Annotated in this window: 17 protein-coding genes; 9 read left to right on the forward strand and 8 right to left on the reverse strand. The window is 37.0% G+C overall.

Annotation, left to right across the window (positions count from 1 at the left end):
• The first annotated feature begins 441 nt into the window (after positions 1-441).
• The 4 genes from BJ095_RS03945 (at position 442) to BJ095_RS03960 (ending at position 4,018) form a co-directional block, all read left to right on the forward strand.
• Positions 442-1,056: an NUDIX hydrolase gene (locus BJ095_RS03945; protein ID WP_107932174.1), complete on the forward strand. Its 615-nt coding sequence runs from the start codon at positions 442-444 to the stop codon at positions 1,054-1,056.
• Between the two features lie 229 nt (positions 1,057-1,285).
• Positions 1,286-1,555: a hypothetical protein gene (locus tag BJ095_RS03950; RefSeq protein ID WP_107932176.1), complete on the forward strand. Its 270-nt coding sequence runs from the start codon at positions 1,286-1,288 to the stop codon at positions 1,553-1,555.
• Positions 1,556-1,671: 116 nt separating this feature from the next.
• Positions 1,672-2,361, forward strand: a complete 690-nt coding sequence (gene sfsA, locus BJ095_RS03955) for a DNA/RNA nuclease SfsA (protein WP_107932178.1) — start codon at positions 1,672-1,674, stop codon at positions 2,359-2,361.
• A 55-nt stretch (positions 2,362-2,416) separates the two neighbouring features.
• Positions 2,417-4,018: a gamma-glutamyltransferase family protein gene (locus BJ095_RS03960; protein ID WP_107932180.1), complete on the forward strand. Its 1,602-nt coding sequence runs from the start codon at positions 2,417-2,419 to the stop codon at positions 4,016-4,018.
• Positions 4,019-4,086: 68 nt separating this feature from the next.
• Here the strand turns inward: BJ095_RS03960 and BJ095_RS03965 are convergent, their stop codons facing one another.
• Entirely contained in the window at positions 4,087-4,626 is a 540-nt protein-coding gene (locus BJ095_RS03965) for an ECF transporter S component (protein ID WP_107932182.1), read from the reverse strand.
• A gap of 615 nt (positions 4,627-5,241) precedes the next feature.
• Between BJ095_RS03965 and BJ095_RS03970 the strand changes: the two genes are divergently transcribed.
• From BJ095_RS03970 to BJ095_RS03980, 3 genes are all read left to right on the forward strand, one after another.
• Complete coding sequence (locus BJ095_RS03970) at positions 5,242-9,639, forward strand: S8 family serine peptidase (RefSeq protein ID WP_107932410.1); 4,398 nt, start codon at positions 5,242-5,244, stop codon at positions 9,637-9,639.
• A gap of 183 nt (positions 9,640-9,822) precedes the next feature.
• Positions 9,823-10,047: a DUF1540 domain-containing protein gene (locus BJ095_RS03975; RefSeq protein WP_107932183.1), complete on the forward strand. Its 225-nt coding sequence runs from the start codon at positions 9,823-9,825 to the stop codon at positions 10,045-10,047.
• Positions 10,048-10,289: 242 nt separating this feature from the next.
• Positions 10,290-12,326, forward strand: coding sequence for a bifunctional diguanylate cyclase/phosphodiesterase (locus BJ095_RS03980; RefSeq protein ID WP_107932185.1), 2,037 nt, complete (start codon positions 10,290-10,292; stop codon positions 12,324-12,326).
• Positions 12,327-12,418: 92 nt separating this feature from the next.
• Here BJ095_RS03980 and BJ095_RS03985 read toward each other — a convergent pair whose 3' ends face one another.
• From BJ095_RS03985 to BJ095_RS03995, 4 genes are all read right to left on the reverse strand, one after another.
• Positions 12,419-12,778 (reverse strand): DUF5658 family protein, encoded by a 360-nt coding sequence (locus BJ095_RS03985; RefSeq protein WP_107932187.1) that lies wholly within the window; start codon positions 12,776-12,778, stop codon positions 12,419-12,421.
• Positions 12,779-12,922: 144 nt separating this feature from the next.
• Positions 12,923-13,114, reverse strand: coding sequence for an H-type small acid-soluble spore protein (locus BJ095_RS03990; protein WP_107932189.1), 192 nt, complete (start codon positions 13,112-13,114; stop codon positions 12,923-12,925).
• A gap of 14 nt (positions 13,115-13,128) precedes the next feature.
• On the reverse strand, positions 13,129-13,290 hold the full coding sequence (locus tag BJ095_RS18970) for a hypothetical protein (RefSeq protein WP_181417957.1): 162 nt from the start codon (positions 13,288-13,290) through the stop codon (positions 13,129-13,131).
• A 143-nt stretch (positions 13,291-13,433) separates the two neighbouring features.
• Positions 13,434-14,021, reverse strand: a complete 588-nt coding sequence (locus tag BJ095_RS03995) for a hypothetical protein (protein WP_107932191.1) — start codon at positions 14,019-14,021, stop codon at positions 13,434-13,436.
• 270 nt (positions 14,022-14,291) lie between these two features.
• On the opposite strand from BJ095_RS03995, the gene BJ095_RS04000 reads away from it, so the two are divergent.
• Positions 14,292-15,245, forward strand: coding sequence for a sensor domain-containing diguanylate cyclase (locus BJ095_RS04000; RefSeq protein WP_107932193.1), 954 nt, complete (start codon positions 14,292-14,294; stop codon positions 15,243-15,245).
• 57 nt (positions 15,246-15,302) lie between these two features.
• Here BJ095_RS04000 and pgeF read toward each other — a convergent pair whose 3' ends face one another.
• Together pgeF and BJ095_RS04010 are read right to left on the reverse strand one after the other, a co-directional pair.
• Complete coding sequence (pgeF, locus tag BJ095_RS04005) at positions 15,303-16,067, reverse strand: peptidoglycan editing factor PgeF (protein WP_107932195.1); 765 nt, start codon at positions 16,065-16,067, stop codon at positions 15,303-15,305.
• Between the two features lie 126 nt (positions 16,068-16,193).
• A complete protein-coding gene (locus BJ095_RS04010) occupies positions 16,194-19,286 on the reverse strand; it encodes an efflux RND transporter permease subunit (protein WP_107932197.1) in 3,093 nt (1,030 codons plus the stop codon).
• A 99-nt stretch (positions 19,287-19,385) separates the two neighbouring features.
• Between BJ095_RS04010 and BJ095_RS04015 the strand changes: the two genes are divergently transcribed.
• Complete coding sequence (locus tag BJ095_RS04015; RefSeq protein ID WP_107932198.1) at positions 19,386-20,222, forward strand: TetR/AcrR family transcriptional regulator; 837 nt, start codon at positions 19,386-19,388, stop codon at positions 20,220-20,222.
• Between the two features lie 41 nt (positions 20,223-20,263).
• On the opposite strand, the gene BJ095_RS04020 is transcribed toward BJ095_RS04015, so the two are convergent.
• Positions 20,264-21,649: an amino acid permease gene (locus BJ095_RS04020; RefSeq protein WP_107932200.1), complete on the reverse strand. Its 1,386-nt coding sequence runs from the start codon at positions 21,647-21,649 to the stop codon at positions 20,264-20,266.
• Positions 21,650-21,806 lie beyond the last annotated feature (157 nt).

Raw genomic sequence — 21,806 nt, forward strand, 5'->3', positions numbered from 1 at the left:
AATCTACTTTAAAGTGTCCGATAATCTATAGGGTTATTCATTTGTACGAACTCATTATTTCAAGTTTTTTCGAAAAAAGCGATATTTTTGCCCGGTCAAATCATTGATTTATAACAAAAAACAGCTATCTAATAGTTTGATTGAGCAAGATTTATCAAAAATAAGCTAATTTTGCATTTGAGGTTGTAAGCTCGAAAAGGAATATTAATTTGTTCGAAGCTTTGTAAGGGAATCTAAAAGTTTTGAATAAAATTGCTCCAAAGACAAAGTCTAATTTTGTGGTTCGTTTGAAAATGAACCGAGAACCAATTGAATATAAATCGTATATCCTCATTCATCTTAAAATCGATTTTAAAGTTATAATTATCACCTGAGAAATCTTCTAACCGTTCTGTTGTCATGATACGATAGAAGAGAGAAAGTAAAGTTGGGGGAAATATTATGGGTGAAGATAAACTGAGGGAGCAATTAAATCGCAATCAGCCCCTATTTATAGGAGAGGATACAGCATTTCGTTCGGCGGTCTTGATTCCATTAGTACAAATTGAGGAAGAATGGCATGTTGTTTTCGAGGTTCGCTCATTGAGGATGAGAAAACAGCCTGGAGATATTAGCTTTCCTGGAGGTAAAATTGACCCGACTGATGCCTCACCTGAAGCAGCTGCTATAAGGGAAACCTATGAAGAGCTAGGAGTTAACCCAGATTCGATTGAGATACTTGCTAGCTTGAGCCCTTTTATCACGTCTTCTTCTTTTGTTGTTTATCCATTTGTGGCTATTCTTCATACTTATCCATTGGATTCTTATAATCAGGATGAAGTAGAAGAGGTGTTCACCGTTCCGCTCAAATGGTTATTGAATTGCAAGCCCTATTGCCATTTAGTTTCAATTGAACCACGTCCATCCTCTGATTTTCCGTTCCATAAAATTATGAATGGTGCCGAATATCAATGGAGAGCCCGTGCGATTGAAGAATGGTTTTTTGATTATGAAGGCTATACGATTTGGGGACTGACAGCACGTATTTTAAAATATTTTGTAGAACGCTTGAAATAGGAACCTTTTAAAAATCCCTACTCAAAATTTGAGATAAGGTTTTTTGCAAAATCTTCAATTTCTGAATAGGACTCCAAAGGTTCTAATAGTTTTAAAAACATCAATATTAGTGCATCAATTTCTCAATATTTTCTTCCCTTTAAGTTGTGCATATTTTCTTGTCTTATTACAATACTAAGTCTAGATAAACGTCGTGTTATCTAATTCTGTATGAAGGGAAGATGCAAAATTGGCTAAACATTCAGATACAAGCTGGAAACAAGACCATCCAAGTACGTTATTTAGTAACTCTGTTCAAAGAGTAGATCGTGCGGTAAAACAAGCGATGTCCCATCCACAAGAAATAGCGATTGAGCATGCCTTCAATTCAATAGAACATGCAGAAAATGCATTGCAAAATGCAGTTCAACAAAACGAGCATTTGGATACTGTTGAACAAAATAAAGAGCTTTTAGAGCAAGCAAAGCAGCAATTAAATGAGGTTTCAAAGAAATTGTAAACAGTATTGCATTTTACTCCCGTATGTTCTACGGGAGTTTTTTTGATGAAAGGTTTAAGCGTTTTTCGATTAAATCCGTCATAATAGAGGAAAAAGTATTTAGGAAGTGGAAATATATGAAGTATGGTGAAATTATACGTGGTCAGTTTTGTAAGCGTATGAACCGATTTATAGCCGAGGTTATCATCGAAGATCAAATAGAGCGAGTACATATTAAGAATACAGGACGCTTAAAGGAGCTTTTTCTTCCCGATGCAGACGTTCTTTTAGAGAGAAGTAAAAACCCAGAACGAAAGACTAAGTTTTCACTTATAGCCGTAAATAAGCAGGGTCAATGGGTTAATATTGATTCACAAGCGCCCAATAAGGTGGCTTTTGAAGCGCTGCTTGAAGGGAAGATTTCTGAACTTGGCAATGTAAGTACCCTTAAAAGAGAAGTTACTTATGGGGCATCTCGCTTCGATCTATATTTTGAACAGGGTGAACAAAAGGGCTTCATTGAAGTAAAGGGTGTTACTCTTGAAAGAGATGGAATTGCTATGTTTCCAGATGCACCGACTACTAGAGGAACGAAGCATGTCCTTGAATTAGCAAAAGCAGTCCAAGAAGGATACAGCTGCACGATTCTTTTAGTCGTGCAATTGAAGGGCTGCGAGTATTTCGTACCTAACCGAGAAACTGACCCTAAATTTGCGGATGCATTACTATTTGCTGCTCAAGCAGGTGTACAGATTTTAGCTTATGACACTATTGTCAAAGAAGATGAAATGATTCTCAATCGGGCGATTCCAGTACATCTGTCTTAATTGTACTCTCTCTTAAATTGATGGCTAACTTCAATTATTAAGAAGGAGTGAAACAATGGATTATTTAAATCATCCATTCCCATCCCAAAGGCATACTGTTTTTGCAAAAAGGGGAATGGTCGCAACATCACAACCATTAGCAGCTCAAGCCGGGCTTGATATACTTAAAAAAGGTGGCAATGCAATTGATGCAGCCATTGCTACTGCAGCAGCACTTACTGTTTTAGAACCTACTTCAAATGGTATTGGCGGAGATGCATTTGCTCTCGTTTGGGTAAAAGGAGAGCTTCATGGACTAAATGCATCAGGCCCTTCTCCAGAATTACTGACTGCAGAGGCAGTTAAGGCTCTTGGACATGAAAAGATGCCTAAAATGGGGCTTACCCCGATTACAGTACCTGGTACACCTGCTGCATGGGCAGAGCTTTCTAAAAAGTTTGGTCGACTTTCACTGGAAGAGACCCTACAGCCCGCTATTTCCTATGCAGAGGAAGGATATCCTTTAACACCGATTCTCGGAAAATATTGGGGCAGAGCCTATAATGCTTATAAAAGATTGGAAGGTCCAGAATTTGCTCATTGGTTCGACACCTTTGCACCGAATGGCCGTCCTCCTGAAATTGGCGATATATGGCGCTCACAAGGTCATGCAGATACATTAAGAGCCATTGCTAAAACAGATGCCAGAGACTTTTATGAAGGTGAACTAGCTCAAAAAATGGAGGACTTCATGATTGAGTATGGAGGATTCCTGAGAAAAAGTGATCTAGCCTCTTATCAGGTAGAGTGGGTTAAACCGATATCTACCAGCTATCGAGGGTATGAGGTTTGGGAAATCCCTCCGAACGGTCAAGGAATGGTGGCTTTAATGGCCTTAAATATTTTCGAACAGCTAGAGGAGCCTAAATGGCAAAGCGCAGATACCTACCATCAGCAAATCGAGGCTATGAAACTAGCGTTTACAGATGGGCAAGCGTATATCACGGAGCAAAAAGAGATGCCGGTTAGTGTGGAGCATTTACTATCAAAGGATTATGCTGCAATCCGTGCAAAGGAAGTTAACGATAAAGCAATTGATCCAAAGCCCTATGAGCTGCCATCAGGTGGAACTGTCTATTTAGCTACTGCAGATGATGAAGGGAATATGGTGTCATTCATCCAAAGTAACTACATGGGATTTGGCTCGGGTATCGTAATTCCTGGTACCGGTATCAGCCTGCAAAATCGAGGGGCAGATTTTACATTAGAAGAAAATCATCCAAACTTTTTAAAGCCTGGGAAACGTACATATCACACGATTATTCCAGGATTTATGACGAAGGACAAAGAAGCAGTAGGTCCATTTGGGGTAATGGGAGGTTATATGCAACCTCAAGGCCATTTTCAGGTAGTATCAAATACAATCGATTTTCTATTGAATCCACAAGCAGCACTCGATATGCCAAGATGGCAATGGATTGGCGGAAAGAAGGTACAAGTGGAACCTGAATTTCCAAATTATCTAGTGCAGGCATTACAAAGAAAAGGGCATGAAATTGAAGTGTTGCCTGATGGTGGCAGCTTTGGACGTGGGCAAATCATTTGGAGAAATCCACAAACTGGCGTCCTTGCCGGAGGAACGGAATCAAGAACAGATGGAATGATAGCAGCCTGGTAGAGTGAATAATCGTATAAAGAAAGGAGAGAGCAGACTATTAAGCTCTCTCCTTTTTCTAGTTTAGAAGATTATTTAAATAATGGCGTTTTCTTTAATACAAGACATACTGGGATGGCAATTACCATTCCTACTGCGTTTTGTACAAGGTTACCAGGGATTGAACCTAAAGGAATAATCCAGTTGCCAAAGATAATTGATTCGTAAAGATAGTAGACTACTACCATTACAGGGATTGATACCATCATCCCAAATAGGTTAAAGCCTATGCTATTCCCATTTCTACCTTTTGACCAAGCAATTTTCCCAACGATATACCCCTGCAAGCCGCGAGCGATAATTGTACCTGGTGCCCAAATTGTCCAGCCTGACATTAAATCAAATAACCCCATACCCAAGCTACCTGCAAGTGCACCCTTTTTAGGACCGAACATAATAGAAGCTATGAAGAGCATGCCCGTACCAAGATGGACTAAACCACCCTGTCCTCCAATTGGAAGCTTGATATTTAAGAAGACTGTTGAAACAAATACAAGAGAAATTAGTAGTGCTGAAATAATCAAATCAAAGGTTTTATTACGTGAGCTTGAATAATCTAGTGTTTTTTGCATCTCAACGATCCGTCCTTACTATTAGGAATTTACAGATAACAATAACAGAGGTCTGGTATTTAAAAAAGTATCACTTTCTTAAAAAGTTTTAAGGTCAGATTGAAGATTAATAATTCATACATAACAAAATCAATTAGTTAAAAGGGCTTAACGTAAACCAAGAGAGCTACTAATAAAAAACTGCCTTGTTAAAATTTCGAAATAATAATTAGTGCTTTTTTCTTTCAAACAGCCAAAATACGGATTTGCGAAATTTGTAATTTAGTAGAACGGTAGGTTTAAGGATTCATTTTTTAATTTCATATACAAATTTAAATTTTAAATCTATGTTTTAAATCGATTTAAAGTAATTTTGGACTATCTCTTTTCCCTCTTATTACTTAAAAATACTATTTCCAAATAGATACAATTATTTAAATTTCAAAATGATGGAAGAGAATTTACAAATTTAGACAAACAATATACTTTCAATTCTATATAGTAGTTTTTACAACTAGAACGGTTAAGAACATCTGTGGTTGCTGTGAACCTTAGATTCTCGTAATGGAGGGAGAGTTAGATTTGTTTATACGAAAAGGGGAGCAGGTTGTTGTTAATTTGGAAGGGGGAGAGATTATGAAAACGAAACGTTCAACCAAGATTTTAAGTATTACTGCTTCTTTACTTATGACAGTATCATTAATTGCACCAAATGTAGCAAGTGCGAAGGAAGTAAATAAGTTACACGAGTCTTTAAAACAATCAAGCGTATCGAATGTTTTGGCGAAGGATAAAATTAGCGACCGATTACTAACGGATTTTAAGGACGAAGAAAAGGTTACATTCCTGGTTAAATTCAAGGAAAAAGCAGATCCTCAAAAGGTTGCAGCACAGGCACGCAAAACAGCAGCGGACAAAAATCTATCTGCTCAAAATACGAAGCTTGTCCAACGCTCTGCAGTTGTTTCTGAGCTGAAGGCTACCTCCATCGATTCGCAAGCATCTGTTATAAAGTTTCTTGAGCAAGAAAAGAAAAAAGGAGCGGTTTCAGAGTTTGATTCCTATTATGTGGTGAATGGGATGGCAGTAACAGCAACAAAAGAAATTGCCGAAAAAATTGCAGGCTATTCAGAGGTAGAAAAAGTTCTTCCCAATGAAACTAGAAAATTAGTTACAACAAAAACAAAGGAAGCTAAGGCTCCTGCTGCAGATGTGGCGAATGTTGAATGGAACGTTTCTCGAGTAAAAGCTCCAGAAGTTTGGGAGATGGGGATCGATGGTTCGGGAACTGTTGTAGCAGTTATCGATACGGGTGTTGATTGGGATCACCCAGCACTAAAGGAAAAATACCGAGGCTACAATGAAGCAACAGGTGAAGTAGACCATGATTTTAACTGGTTTGATGCTACAGCAGGACAGTCAGAGCCGTATGATGACGATGGGCATGGTACCCACGTTACTGGAACAGTGGTTGGTAGTGAACCGAATGGCTCAAACCAAATTGGTGTAGCACCCGGGGCGGAATATATTTCAGTTAAAGCATTTACACCTGCAGGAGGTACAGATGCAGATTTACTAGAAGCAGCCGAATGGATTTTAGCTCCAACAGATTCTGAAGGAAATATTCGAGTGGATTTAGCTCCGGATGTTGTAAATAACTCTTGGGGTGGAGGACCTGGACTTGATGAGTGGTATCGAGATGTTGTAATTAGCTGGCGTGCAGCAGAAATTTTCCCTGAATTCTCAGCTGGAAACACAACGCTTTTCAACCCAGGAGGACCTGGATCTGTAGCTGCTCCTGCCAACTACCCAGAATCCTTTGCTACAGGGGCAATTGATATTAACAACAAAGTAGCAAGCTTCTCCCTACGTGGTCCATCACCTTATGAGGAAATCAAACCAGATATTTCGGCTCCAGGGGTTAACATTCGTTCTTCTGTACCTGGTGGCGGTTATGAAGGTGGATGGAACGGTACATCCATGGCTGGGCCGGCTGTAGCTGGTGTTGCAGCACTTCTGCGTCAAGTAAATTCAAACATTACAGTTGATGAAATGGAAGAAATTCTTCTAGAAACAGCAACACCTTTAACAGATTCGGAATACCCAGCTTCTCCTAACCACGGATATGGATATGGCTTAGTTGATGCATATTCTGCAGTATCCTCTATTATTTCTGGTCTTGGAACAATTGAAGGACAAGTAACAAAGCAGGGTGAGGATACAGAAGCGCCAACATTTGAGTACGAAGCGCCTAGTGAAACCTATGCAGGAATGGATTTAACATTAACTATTTCCGTTTCAGATAATATTAGTGTTTCATCAGTAAATCTAAATTATGTTGATGGAAATGGCGATGTACAAGCAATTCAAGCTGGACGTTCATCGGGTGACTACAAATCCGGTGAGTTTACAGTAGTTGTTCCTGGAAATTTAATAACAGGAAGCGAGTTTACTTACTTCTGGACAATCAATGATTTTGGTAATAATGAAGTAACAAGTGATGAATACTCGATTCAAGTAAATCCCGGTATCTCAACAGGCTACTCTGAAGATTTTGAGGGACAACCAGTTGGCTGGAGCTCATTCGGCAATGCAAATAGCTGGGAATGGGGAGCACCAAGCTCAGGGCCAGGAAGTGCTGCATCTGGTGAGAAAGTATATGCAACAAATCTAGCAGGCACTTACGCGAATAATATGAATGCAACACTAATTATGCCTCCTGTGGACTTACCGGAGGGGAATAGCTATCTACAGTTTAAGAATTGGTATAATTTTGAGCTTTCTTGGGATTTTGGCCATGTAGTGATTTCTACTGATTTAGAAAACTGGACACAATTACAAGAAGTATCTGGAGAATCCAATGGTTGGATAAGCTCAGAAATCAATTTATCAGACTATGCAGGGCAACGAGTATACATTGGCTTTAATGCATATTCAGACGGTAGTGTTTTACGTGATGGCTGGTATATTGATGATGTCGCATTATCGAATACAGCCCTTACGAAGAACCAATTAGGGGTTATTAAAAAGATTAAAACGGAAAAGCCAGCAAAATTAACAAAAGAAGATAAAGCTGCTGAGAAAAATAAGGCAAAAACGCAAACGCCTATTAATCCAGCAAAAATTAAACCTGAAAACCCTGTCAAAGCAAAAACGCCAGAGGTTGAAGCAATCGTGAATCCAACACTTCTTCCACTAGGTGCACAAGTAAGTGTACTTGAATCAGGACGCTCGGTTTATACAAATCCTGTTGATGGTACTTACACTATGACTCATAGTGCAGGTACATTTACTGTAAAAGCAGGCGCTTACGGTTATGAATCAGAAGAACAGACTGTGTCATTAGAGGCAGATCAAGCAGTTTCGGCTGATTTTACATTAGACGAGCTTCCACAAAGTTCTGTTACGGGATCTATTACTGATGCAAAAACTGGGGAGCCAATTGAGGGAGCAATTTTACTTCTAGTAGAGGATGCTAACATTACTCCTGTTTCAACAGATGCAAGCGGAAACTACACAATTACAGGTTATGAAGGATCATATACTTTAAAGGTTTTGGCTAATGGATACCGTGGCCAAGAAATTTCTGTAGTAATTGATGCAGATGGTGCAGTGCAAGATATAGCTTTAGAACCTTTCTACACATATCCAGGTGGGGAAATTGGTTATGATGATGGCACAGGAGAAAATGCACGTGCCTACTATGATGCAGGAAATGGTTGGGCAGTAAAAATGACTCTTCCTGAAGGGGAGGAGAACGGTATTGTAACGGATGGCGTCTTCCGCTTCTGGGACACGACTTGGCCAACTCCTGGAGGAACAAACTTTAAAGTAGAGGTTTGGGATGCAACTGGAGCAAATGGTACGCCTGGTAAAAAATTAGCTGGACCTATTGATGCAACAGCACTTCGAAATGGTGAGTGGACAGTTGTTGATTTACGTGAACATAATATTGCTGTAAATGGTGATTTCTACATGGTTTACATTCAATCAGCTATTAATACATCCTCACCTGGACTTGCTACAGATGAAGATGGAACAAACGCTGGGCGAAGCTATCAATATGTCTCAGGTGCTTGGTCTCCAGTACCAGCTGAGGAAGGCAATTATATGATTCGTGCACGTGTAAGCTATGAGGTAGCAACACCTGTTATCACAGGTCCTACTGAAAACTTCATTACAAATGAATCAGAATTAATTGTAACAGGTACTGCCTCTCCTACGACAACAATTGAGCTAACATTGAATGGAGAAGCTGCTGGTACTACTGAAGTAAGTGAAAATGGTCAATTTGAAATTCCAGTAACTCTTGCAGAAGGAAATAACGAGTTAAAAGTTACTTCTACACTAGATGGCAAAACAACTGGAGAGTCTGCCCCGGTTACGGTTGTATTAGATACAGCTAGTCCGACAGTTACAATTACAGCTCCTGCAAATGGTGAAAAGATTAGTCGTGAATCAGTCACTGTAACGGGTACAGTTGAGGATGCTAATCTTGATTTTGTAAAGGTGAATGGTCAAAAAGCTACGGTTACAAACGGTAAATTCTCACACCGTATGTTAATTGATAGTGGAACCAATACTATTAAGGTAATCGCACAGGATTTAGCAGGGAATCGTAAAGCAGAAACAATTACTGTAACGGCAGACTTTGATGCGCCTGTTATAGAAAATGTAAAACCAGACGCTAATTTAAATCTAATTACTGGTAAAAGCGTTAAAATTGAATTTGATAGTGAGCCAGGATTACGTGCCACATATATGATTCATATGCCATTAACAAATTTAAATGGCAATAGCCTGCAAAATGCTACTGAGTTACCTATGATGGAAGAAAGCCCAGGACATTATGTGGGGTATTATACAGTGCCATATGGAACAGTTGCAGATGGGGCACAAATTGAAGTGAAGGCTGTTGATAGCTTTAATAATGAAACACGAGCTAAAGCAGCAGGCAAACTTTACATCAATGTGGATTCGTCAAATAGCAAAGCTACAGATGTAAGAAATAATGGAAATAAGAGCGTTAAATAACGATATCGTTTAGATAGAAAAACTCGGAAGATTCTCCCTCCGAGTTTTTTGTTTGTGAACTTTCTATCACCTTCAAATAAAAATCATTAATTTGGACAGAATAAAGGCGAAAAGAGTGTAAATAAGAATTACTGCAAAATTCTTCTTTCTACTCTTTATGACAATCTTTTGAGGAGGATAGCAATGCCAAATGTAGAAGTAAGCTGTGCGGTTTCGAACTGTATTTTCCATGAAAAAGGAAATGTTTGTGGAGCGGATAAAATTCAGATTGATATGGATTACCATTCTAAAAACAAAAATACAGAGTTTGCTTCGGATTTTGATTTTGAGAAGCTTTCAGAAGAAGCAAATAATTCTCGAGATACATGCTGTAAAACGTTCGAACCAAAAGATGAACGTGAAGAATAAATAAGAAATCGTTTATTCAAAATGACACATGCAGGCAAAGCTGTTTGAACCATATTGATTGTTATAGACGGGGATTAAAGATTACTCTTTAATCCCTTGTTCTATTGTTTGGAAAAAAATCAATAGAAATATATGGGTATACAGAAAATTATTACTTTTATTCGTTAGTAACTTAATATATAAAATTCAATGTGATTCATATATAATTTAAGAACATATTAACAAAGAACAGAGGTTCAATCATGTTTTCAATACCTGATTCCCAAGGGATTACCATCTTGTATGGAGAGTATTCTGTCCCATTAATTGTCTTATCTGTTTTTATCGCTTGTTTTGCGTCATATGCTGCATTATTTATGAATCAAAGAATACAGGATAATGGTTTTTTTCCAAAATCATTTTGGTTAATACTATCTTCTGTAGCAATGGGGCTTGGCATATGGTCTATGCACTTCATTGGAATGAGTGCTTTTATGCTTCCTTTACCAATGGATAATGACCTGTTTTTAACGATACTATCTATGCTCCCTGCGATTATTGCATCCTATATTGCATTTAATTTTGCCAATAAGTCGACGCATCAATCCCTGCTTTCTTACTCTATTGTAGGAATGATTATGGGTCTTGGAATTGCTTCAATGCATTATTTAGGAATGGCAGCTATGAAAATGGAAGCAATGTATTATTATAAGCCTACTTTATTTGTTTTATCGATTATCATTGCCATTGTTGTATCGATGATTGCTATGTTTGTGTTTGCTACTTTACAAAAGCATATGAATAATCATTTAATCAAAATTATTACAGCAATTTTGTTAGGAATAGCAATTTCTAGCATGCACTATACTGGTATGGCTTCTGTTGTTTTTTACATAGAAGGACCATTTTTAACAACACACCATATGCATGATTTCCAAATGGATTTATCTGTTATTGTGATAGTAGCCTTAGGTCTTTTATTTATTATTGTTGGACTTACACGTATCTTAGAGCGTTTTGTAGATTACCGTTTAAATTACTACGATGCGTTAACTTTATTTCCAAACCAACGCCAGTTTGAGAAGGACACGAATGATTTAAAAACAACGGGTAGCCTTGCGATTCTTCAAATACAGGACCTAGAAAAATGGATTAATCAATACGGATATGTTTTTGGCGATAAAGTGATAAAAGCAGTTGGGGAAGTCATTGAGAATAATAGTAAATCGCAATCATTTAAGCTATATCGAATAGAAGGAAATCGATTTGCAGTGTACGCTTTTAATGACCAGCGTTTCGAGAAATTAAAGGGCTTTATGGAAAGTATTACTGATAATCTGAAAAATCCAATACAAATCGAAGACTATCCAATCGTGGTCGATATAGTTTGTGCGATTTCAACTTCGAAGGATAAGGAAAATGTCTTAGAGCTTTTAGCGAATAATTTAGCTGTTCTCCACTATCCATCAAGTAATTATATTGAAAATGTCATTGAATTTGATCCAAAGATTCATACCTACAATATGGATAGACAAATTGTCGAGGATCTTGAAAAAGCAATGGTTAACAATGAACTATTCTTAGTTTATCAACCGAAAGTGCAATCTCATTCTCGTAAAATCTCCGGATTAGAAGCCTTAGTGCGTTGGAAGCATCCGCAAAATGGAATGATTCCTCCTGGTGTTTTTATACCAATCGTTGAAGCAGCAGGCAATAAAGTATTTGACTTAACGGATTGGATTATAGAGCATGTATGTATCCAGATTTCCCAGTGGCTAGAAGAGGGAATAGAGTTTGAGCAAGTATCTATTAATATCCCAGGCTCTTATATAACTTCTACTAGACTTTATGAGGTTATTAACACAAACCTTGATAAATATAATGTTGATAGTAGCTATATAGAATTGGAAATTACAGAAACAAGTGTTGTCTATGATATTAAGCATGCCATAACAGCCATCAACAGGTTTAGAGAAATTGGATTGTCTGTTGCATTAGATGACTTTGGTACAGGACTATCTTCGCTTTCTTATTTAAAGAGAATGCCTATATCGACTATTAAAATTGATAAGTCCTTTGTAGATGGGATTTCTAATTCAGAAAAGGATTCGGCGGTTTTAAAATCGATTATTACATTGTCAGACTCTTTAAACTTAAAAATTGTTATTGAAGGTGTCGAGACAGAGGAGCAATATAATTTTATTTATTCAATGGAAGAAGCCCCACTAATTCAGGGCTATTACTTCTCAAGACCCTTAACATCTGATGAATTTATTAATTGGGCAAAAGAAAGAAAATAAACAGCTTCGGGAATTATTACGTAAAATAATTCCCGAAGCTGTTTTTAAATAATTTAAAACTCTAAAAACATCTAATAGGAATCAATCCTGTGTTAAATGAAGGATAACCAATATAGATGTACACCACAAATACCGAAATAAAGGCAAAAAACACCGACTAGAGTTAGCAGATAGAGTTTTTGAAAGTGCGCTTTACTATTTGTATAAACCCAATAAGAAACAAAAAGAATAAGAAGAGATAAGCCTACTTTTAAACCTAAAAATAATGCAGGATTAATGGAGATAAGGAAATTCATAATGGGATTCATTTCTTCGATTAGTTTTTTCATTAATCCATAGTTTGTTACTATGCCATCAAACAGGTTTAAAAAGGCAATGGAAATCCCAAATAACATAATGTTCTTTTTACCCATAGTACCTTCCTTTACAATTGGTAAAACTTTCTTATGCATTATTAACGGATTTTTCCATTATTAATCTGTTTAGTTTTGTATTGGTGCGTATTTTAGTGATGTATTTATCAAATGGTATGTCTTTCAAAAGGAATGTATGTAAATGAAAATCCCACTGAATACTAAGTCAGTGGGATTGTATCTTTATTGGATGAGGTATTCTTCTTTAAGCTCTGAAACATCGACTTCTGATCGCTCTTCGTGAGCATGTCTTAAGTGAACTGTAGCTGTTTTACCATCTTCATGTAGTTTATCAATCCATATAGAAACACCGTTATAGCTAACTTCAAACTCTTTAGATGAGGCAACAATATCTTGTGCTCGTTGATAATCCAAGGAAAGCCGCCTCCTTATTTCTGGTTCTTCTTAGCTTTTTGAGCCAATTGGTGAAGATGGTTTAGTTCTTGAGCAATTTCTTCTCGCATTTCACCCGGTGCTATTTTTGCGTTTCCAGGTGTTTGAGGTAGTGACTGCTTGTTAGTGCCTTTACTTTTGCTATCGTCTCTTCCCATAAGGAAAAACCCCTTTCAATTTGAATTCCTATTTAATATGGCTTCTGGTGGAATTTTTATCATTAGAAATTTAGTTTTTCGCTAAATGCCATAAAAAAATGCTCAAAAGTTTAAACTGCAAACTTTTGAGACAATATGCGGCGCTATTGTATGCTAACACCTGTTTCAATTGAAATGGCATCGACTTCATATAACCAATCACGAAGCAATGCTCGTGCTTGGTCTAAACCTTGGTTAGCCTGTGTCATTGTATCCATATCTTGTTTTTCTATGGCTGAAACCATTAATGTAAAGGCATTATATTGTGTATTTGCTCCTTCAATATATAATTCGTGAAGTTCCTGAATTCGCGAATTTTTGGGCATAATGGACTCTAAATCTACAACGAATTGGCGATAGCTTGGAAGTACATCGTCTAAAAGAGTATAGTAAAGAATTTCGTCATTTACATAGTTAACTCCAGTCACACTATCATACAGACTAATAATTCGATCCTCTTCAGGAGCTAGTAAAATGATTTGGTCTATATAATTTGTAAACTCCATTGCTAAATCTAAATCGGGATTAGAAGGCTCAGTTTCAGTTTCCGTCTCTGTCTCTTCTTCAGTTGTAGTAGGTTCGTCCGTTACAACTGGCTCCTCTGTTGTTGTCTCTTTTTTAGAATCTTTTTCACTGCAACCAACTAAAAAAACGAAAGCGAAAAGTGAAAGAAAAAGTGATAGTCTTTTCATGCTTCTCCCATCCTCCAACGAATCATTTCAAAACACGTCGGATTTTGTTTTTAAAAATCACATTCTTTGTAGGATATTCAAAAACATAAAAAGGGTGCATCCTTATATGATCTAATTAATGATGTAAGAAAATGGATTGGAGAAAATTTCAATTTTTAGAGTTTTTACTATTAAAACAGTGTTAATATAGTACTATAATAGAAGGAAGATAAAGGAAACTAAACCTTCCGATGAGCATTTTATGATTATAGTAGAAACGTGGTGTTTTTTATGTGGTTGGTTGTACTAGGAGTAGGAATCATACTTTTAATAGCCTTTATTGCAGTACAACACTTTAAACTGGCTCGATTAAAAGGGAAAATGGACTACTTAAAACCGCTAATTGAGACAGTTGAAAATGCAAAAGATATCATTTACTATTGCGAAACACCGCAATTAAAATATCGTTATTTAAGCCCTGGAGTTAATCAATTAGGTGCAAATTCTTATCAGGAGCATATGAAAAATCCTAATAGGGTTTTCGAAATTGTTCACCCAGATGATTATGAAAAGTTGGAAAGTAAAATATCAGGAGAATGGGATTTTAGTAAACCAATAATCTTTCGTCTTATGAATGATAAGGGGAATTATATTTGGTTTGAAGAACATGCTACACCGGTTTATAAGGAAGGTAGGATGATAGCCGTTCAAGGGATCTACCGAAATATTGATGATAAAATGAAATTACAGCAGCAGTTAGAGTATGAGGTTTCCCATGATGGGTTAACAAATGTCTTTAATCGTACGTATTTCCAAACAAAAATGGGCATCTACAATAGGCTGAAGGACGTTCCAATGGGTGTCATTATCTGTGATTTAGACCAATTAAAATATATAAACGATAATAACGGGCACCAAGCAGGAGATCGATTAATCATTGAAGCGGCGAATATTTTAACAAATTGTGCCAGTGAGGAAATGGTTATTGCTCGAATTGGTGGAGATGAATTCTCGATACTTTTACCAAATGTAGTCGAGGAGGATGTAGTTGCATTTATCAATAAAGTCATTCAAAACTTAAATTATCACAATACCTTTAATGAATCACTCCCAATTCATATGTCCGTAGGGTATGCCTACATTAATTCATCAATTCGAAATATGGAATGCTTATATAGTGAAGCAGATCAACAAATGTATACAGCGAAGAATGCAAAAAAGGTATTGGCAAGGTTAAGAAAATAAACGTGCATATAAAAAACATGAACTCGAAATAGATTTCGAACTCATGTTTTTTTAGTTTTAGCTTTCTTTTCTCATGATAAAGCTTAAATGCCTACCGCTTTTTTTATCCTGTCGATAAGAGAAGCCATCTTCACTTTTAAAGGTACATGTTTGATCAATCTTTATATTTTCGGAAGGAATACCCGCAAGCTCACATTGTTTTTTTACGGTTAACTGGTTGTCGATATGGTATTTGTTTGTTTCTTTGTTAAAGTACATAAAATCCTCTGCATAGCCAAGTGCTGCAAACTTTTCATAGACATCGACGTCCACCTCAAATTTCTCCTGGCTAAGGGCTGGTCCAAGTATGACCTGAATGTTCTTAGGATCACTTTGGTTTTTTTCTAGTATTTGTTGAAATGTCTTGAGAGTAATTTCCTTTACAGTGCCCTGCCAGCCTGAGTGGATAACCCCTGAAAGACCATTAGCTTCATTGTAGAAGATAACAGGAACACAATCTGCTGTGAACGAACAGAGAAGGGTATTCGACTCAAATGTATAAAGGGCATCTGTATCTGCTACAGCATCCTCGGTAGTTTGAGAACCTCGCCCTTTATCGGATAAGTTTACCTGATGCACGTTAGCGCTATGAGTTTGATTGGCACAAACAAAATCATTAATGCCACATTTCAAAGTTGAAGCGAGTTTTTGGCGATTCTCAAGTATATTCAGTGGGTCTTCACATATATGAAGCGCCATATTATTCTGTTCTGGACTATCAGAATTCTTTAAGGTTGTCCCTGCCACAAATTGATCGTTATCTAAATAGATTTTTAAGCTCATTCCATCACCCCACTATTATCATATTACACCCTTGCCAGTTAAATCAAAAAATCGCAAAAATATTCTGGCAAGGTTTAGCTCCAATAAAAAAAGGTGCCTCATAATGAGACACCTTTCGATTTCTTATTAGTCTTCTTCGATATCTTTACGATTTTTCTTTAACATTTTAGAAAGAAGCTCGTAAACGATTGGAACGATTACTAATGTTAGCAATGTAGAGCTTAATAGACCACCGATTACTGTGATAGCAAGGTCAGCTGACATTAGTCCGCCACCGCCGCCAACACCTAGTGCCATAGGAACCATCGCACCGATTGTTGCAATTGCAGTCATTAAGATTGGACGTAAACGTGTAGCTCCTGCTTCAAGAATCGCTTCACGCATCACCATTCCATCACGTTCCATATGGATTATACGGTCTACTAATACAATGGCATTTGTTACAACAATACCGATTAACATCAATAGCCCCATCATTACTTGAACAGAAATGGTATGGTTTGTTACGAATAAACCGATAAACGCACCTATTACTGTGAACGGTAATGAGAATAGAATCGCAAATGGCGCTAATCCTTCACCAAATGTAACAACAAGGATGAAGTAGACAATTAGAATTGCGGCAATCATTGCAACACCTAATTGTGTAAATGTTTCAGTCATATCTGCTGCAACACCTGCAACACCACTTGTAACACCTTTTGGTAATTCAAGATCGTTAATTTTTTTGTCTGCTTCACCAGTTGCTACAGAAATATCATCACCAATAATAGTGCCTGAAACTGTTGCATAGTACTCACCAGCAGAACGACTTAAAGTATTTAATGTAGTTCCTTTTTCAAGCTCTACTAATTCTGATAACGGCATTGTTGTACCAAGAGCCGTTGGAATTTCAGTAGCAAGTAAATCATCAATAGATTCTGGAGCAGCTTTTGCTTCTCGTTGAATAATAACGTCAATTTCATTTCCGTCATTTTCAACCTTAGTTAATACTTCGTCAGAGCCTGTATTTGATAATGCCATTACAATTTGGCCAGTTGTTAGACCATATTGAAGGACATGCTCCTGAGAAACCTTAAAGACATTTTCTACATATGGATCCTCTGCATCAGAAGAGATATCCTTAAGACCTTCAATTTCTCCTAAAGCAGTTTCTACTTGAGAAACAGCTGTCATTAAATCATCTAAATCTTCACTGTAAAGTGTGTAGCTTACTTCATTAGTTGACATAGACATTGAAGTGAAGTTTTGTGATTTCCATTCGCCAGATTGACCAAGGTTAAACACATACTCTTCAACTTCTTCTCTTGCCTCAGGGAAGTTCTTCATATCTGGGTCGAAGATTAGGTACATTAATGCACCGCCTCCACCGCCACCCATCATCATAGCAGTTGGATCTGCGCTAGATGAATCTGTAATCGATAATTGTAGAACATCAATATCGTCGCGTTTCATCAACTCTTGCTCAACTGCTTCGATATTTTCTTCTGTTTGTTCAGCAAGCTCTCCAGCTTTAGGAGTATAAGTTAAGTACATAACTTTTTCCTCAGCAGAACCCATGAAGCTAAATCCGATTAAAGGTGTAAGTGCAAGTGAACCAGCTAAGATAACAATTGCAATGATTGAAGTGATCCATTTATGGTTTAAAGCTTTTTCTAGAATACCACGGTACCATAAAGCAAGCTTTCCAACTTCTTTATGAGCTTTTTCTGTCTTCTCACCATAAAGCTTTTTACGGAATAAGAAATGAGACAGTGCTGGTACGATTGTAATCGCAACAAGTAGGGAAGCCCCTAATGCAAATGCCATTGTTAAAGCAAATGGCATGAATAACTCTCCAACCATACCACCTACAAATAGTAATGGTGCAAATACTGCTATAGTTACTAATGTAGAAGAAAGAATTGGTTTAAACATTTCAATCGTTGCTTCGCGAATTAACGCACGGCCACGAAGTTTTTCTTCTTTTAAGTGCATACGACGATAGATATTTTCTACTACTACGATAGAGTCATCGATAACACGACCAATCGCAACTGTAATAGCACCTAACGTCATAATATTTAATGTGATATCTAACCAGTTTAATAATAGTAGGGCCATAAAGATCGAAACTGGAATAGAGATTATCGAAATAATAGTAGATTTAAAGTCTCGTAAGAATAAAAGGATGATTAATACAGCGATTAAACCACCGAATACAGCCTTTTCAACCATTGAGAAAACTGAATCCTCGATTGGTTTACCTTGGTCAAGGGATAAATCAACAACTAAGCCATCGATATTAGCCTCTTCTTCTTCCATTAAATCCTTTACAGCATTTACTACAGTTACAGTGTTAGCCTCTTGCCCTTTAACAATTTGGATGGCAATGGCATCTTCACCATTTGTACGTGAAACAGATTGAACCTTACCTACTGTTTCGATTTTCGCAATCTCACCAAGCTTAACAAATGGTGATGGGTTTTCAGCAGTTGGTGTTACAGGGATTAGCATATCGTTTAACTGATCGACTGTTTGGATATCCCCATCAACTGAAACGGCCTCTTCGCCTTCGACAAACTTATATAGCCCTAATGATAAAGCCATATCACTTGCTTGAACCATTTGCTTTATAGTGTCTTCTGTTAGGCCAAGTGATGCCATTTTTGCATCATCAAATGTAAATTCTACTTCTTCAATATGTTGACCAGTGATAGTAGCCGAAGCAACACCATCAATTTTCTCGATTTTTGGAAGTAGGATATCTTCAACTGTTGATGTTAACTCAACAATATCTTCTTCAGTACTACTAATTGAAAGCGCAACAACTGGCATCATATTCATGCTAATAGCCATAATAGATGGTGATTCTACTTTTTCTGGTAGAGTAACACCGTCAAGCGCTGATTCTAGTTGACGTTTTTTCTCATCCATATCAACGCCATATTCATATTCAACCTGAATCTGAGATACGTTTGATGAAGAACTTGAGTAAACTGCTTTTACGTCTTCTAGTCCTTCAACCGCTTTTTCCATCGGAATTGACAATTCGTTCATTACTTGCTCAGGAGTAGCGCCTGGATAGACACCCATAACAATTAAGTAAGGAATTGAAATATCAGGAATTGACTCCATTTTCATTCTTGAAGCAGAATAAATACCAGATACAGTAATAATAATTGTAAGTAACCATACAGCTAGTTTATTTTTCAGTACAAAATTTACTAAACCTTTCACTTTTACACCTGCCCTTAAAAATTTGACTACTTTACTACAGTTATTTATACTAATGACTAATTGGTCAGTTGTCAAATGAAAGAGTAGGAGTGTTTTAAATTGGTTAAAAAACAACTCATAATGGAGAAATCGCTAGAATTGTTTGCTGAAAACGGTTTCGAAGCAACATCGGTACAGCAGATTACAGAGCGATGTGGGATATCAAAGGGAGCTTTTTATCTATATTTTAAGTCGAAAGATGAGCTTATTAATAGTTTAATTGACCATTTTATGACTAGTATTATTACTGAACTTGAACAGTCGGTCAGTGCGACGCAATCGCGTGAGGAGCTACTATATAACTTCTTATATATATCATTAGGCGAGTTTCAACAACAATCTAATTTTGCTAAATTCTTTATGACGGAGCAGGTCTTATCGTATAATAAGGACCTTTTTGAGAGAATGCAGACTTACATGGCTATGTTCAATCGAATAATTTATTCGATTGTTGAAAGACAATTTGCCCAGACTCCTCCCAATATGTATTTAGATTTAGTATTTACGATTAATGGCTTCGTAAAAAGCTATTCAGAATTATTCTTGCTTGATAATTACAAGTTAGATTTAAGCTTGTTATGTAAATCAATTGTTGAAAAAGTGACACTTGTTGCCCAAAACGCAACAATCCAAGTCGTGACAGCTGATTATTTAGCTTATATCAATCAAATTCCAAAATATACGAAGGACCAATTGATTGAACTCATAAATACTATACAAGAAGAGATTCGCGATGATTCACTTGTAGAGGAATCTTTACAATTATTAAAAGCAGATTTACAAGAGCCAACATTAAGCAGAGTCGTACTAGTAGGATTATTAAAAAATATAAAAGAGAACGAAAATTGTAAGTGGTGTGCATATCTTTATGAAAAATTTTTACAAAATGAAGACTGAAAAAGGTGAGTCCTGTGTTTCATGAGGACTCACCTTTTTACTTAATGATTTAATTTACTGTTTTTTCGTCCATAGATAAAGTAGAAAATTAGCCCAATTACGAACCAGATACCACAAGCAATCCATGTATCAACAGATAATTGAGTGATTAAAAATAGACAAGCAAAGAACGATAAAATCGGAAGCACAGGGAACAGTGGTACCTTAAAGCCGCCAGCTGGAATATCTTTATTTTTTCTTAAGAAGAGAATTCCAATCGAAACAATCATAAAGGCAATTAAAGTTCCCATATTTACTAGCTCAGCTAGCTTACTTAAAGGAATAAATCCTGCACAAAAGGCTACAGCTACTCCGAAAATCCATGTGTTAAAGACAGGACTTTGGCTCTTAGGATTTACTTTATATAATACTTTTGGAAGCAGACCATCTCGAGCGATGGCAAAAAGAAGTCTAGATCCTCCATATAACATTACAAGAATTACTGTCATCATTCCTGTAACTGCACCTAAGGAAATTACCCCAGCGATCCAGTCTTGACCAACTAGTTGAATAACAAAGCTCACAGGGTTACTAACATTTAAGTCTGTATAAGGAGCGATCCCAGTCATCACTAAGGAAATAGTAATGTAAAGCAAAGAACAAACTAATAATGAACCAATGATCCCAATTGGTAAGTTTCTCTGTGGATTCTTTACCTCTTCTGCAGCAGCAGAGACAGCATCGAACCCTAAGAAAGCAAAGAATACTAATGCTGCACCTGCTAAGACACCATCAAATCCAAAGGGCATGAATGGTTGCCAATTATCTGGCTTCACATAGAAGACTCCAACTACGATAAAGAGCAAAATGACTCCTACTTTAACAAAAACCATAATTTTATTGATTTTCGCCGATTCCTGCATTCCTCGTGAAAGTAAATAAGAAATGGCTAAAACGATAAGTACTGCCGGTAGGTTAATATATGTGCCACCTGCAGGATCAAATGGTCCAGACAGGCTGTGTGGAATCGTAATATTTAGCCCTTCCAATAAAGAGATTAAATAAGATGACCAGCCTGTTGCAACGGATGCAGAGGCTAAACCGTATTCTAGTACGAGTGCCCAGCCTACAAGCCACGCGATAATCTCACCAAATACAATGTATCCATATGTATAAGCACTACCGGTTACGGGGATAGCAGATGAGAACTCAGAGTAACACATTCCAGCTAAAGCACAAACAAAAGCTGCAATGATAAAAGAGAAGACAATAGCGGGACCGGAATGTGTGGCAGCAACGGTTCCAGGAAGAATGAAAATCCCTGTTCCTACGATAGCTCCAACACCTAGCATGATTAAATCAAATGCGCCTAAAGATTGCTTTAGCCCGGATCCTTCTCTCTTGTTTAATAAATCACCAATCTGTTTTTTTCTAAATAAATTCGACAAATTTAAACACCTATTCTTTTTGAATTATGAGAGAAATATTACTATGATTCCCTATGTTGGTCAAATTCTTATTAAGTATTTTGACGAATTAGCTCGAAAATATATATATTTTTTAACAATTTTATTTAGAATAACTTTTACTTTTCTGCAGACAATA

Source organism: Ureibacillus chungkukjangi, assembly GCF_003217295.1.
Taxonomy (GTDB): Bacteria; Bacillota; Bacilli; order Bacillales_A; family Planococcaceae; genus Ureibacillus; species Ureibacillus chungkukjangi.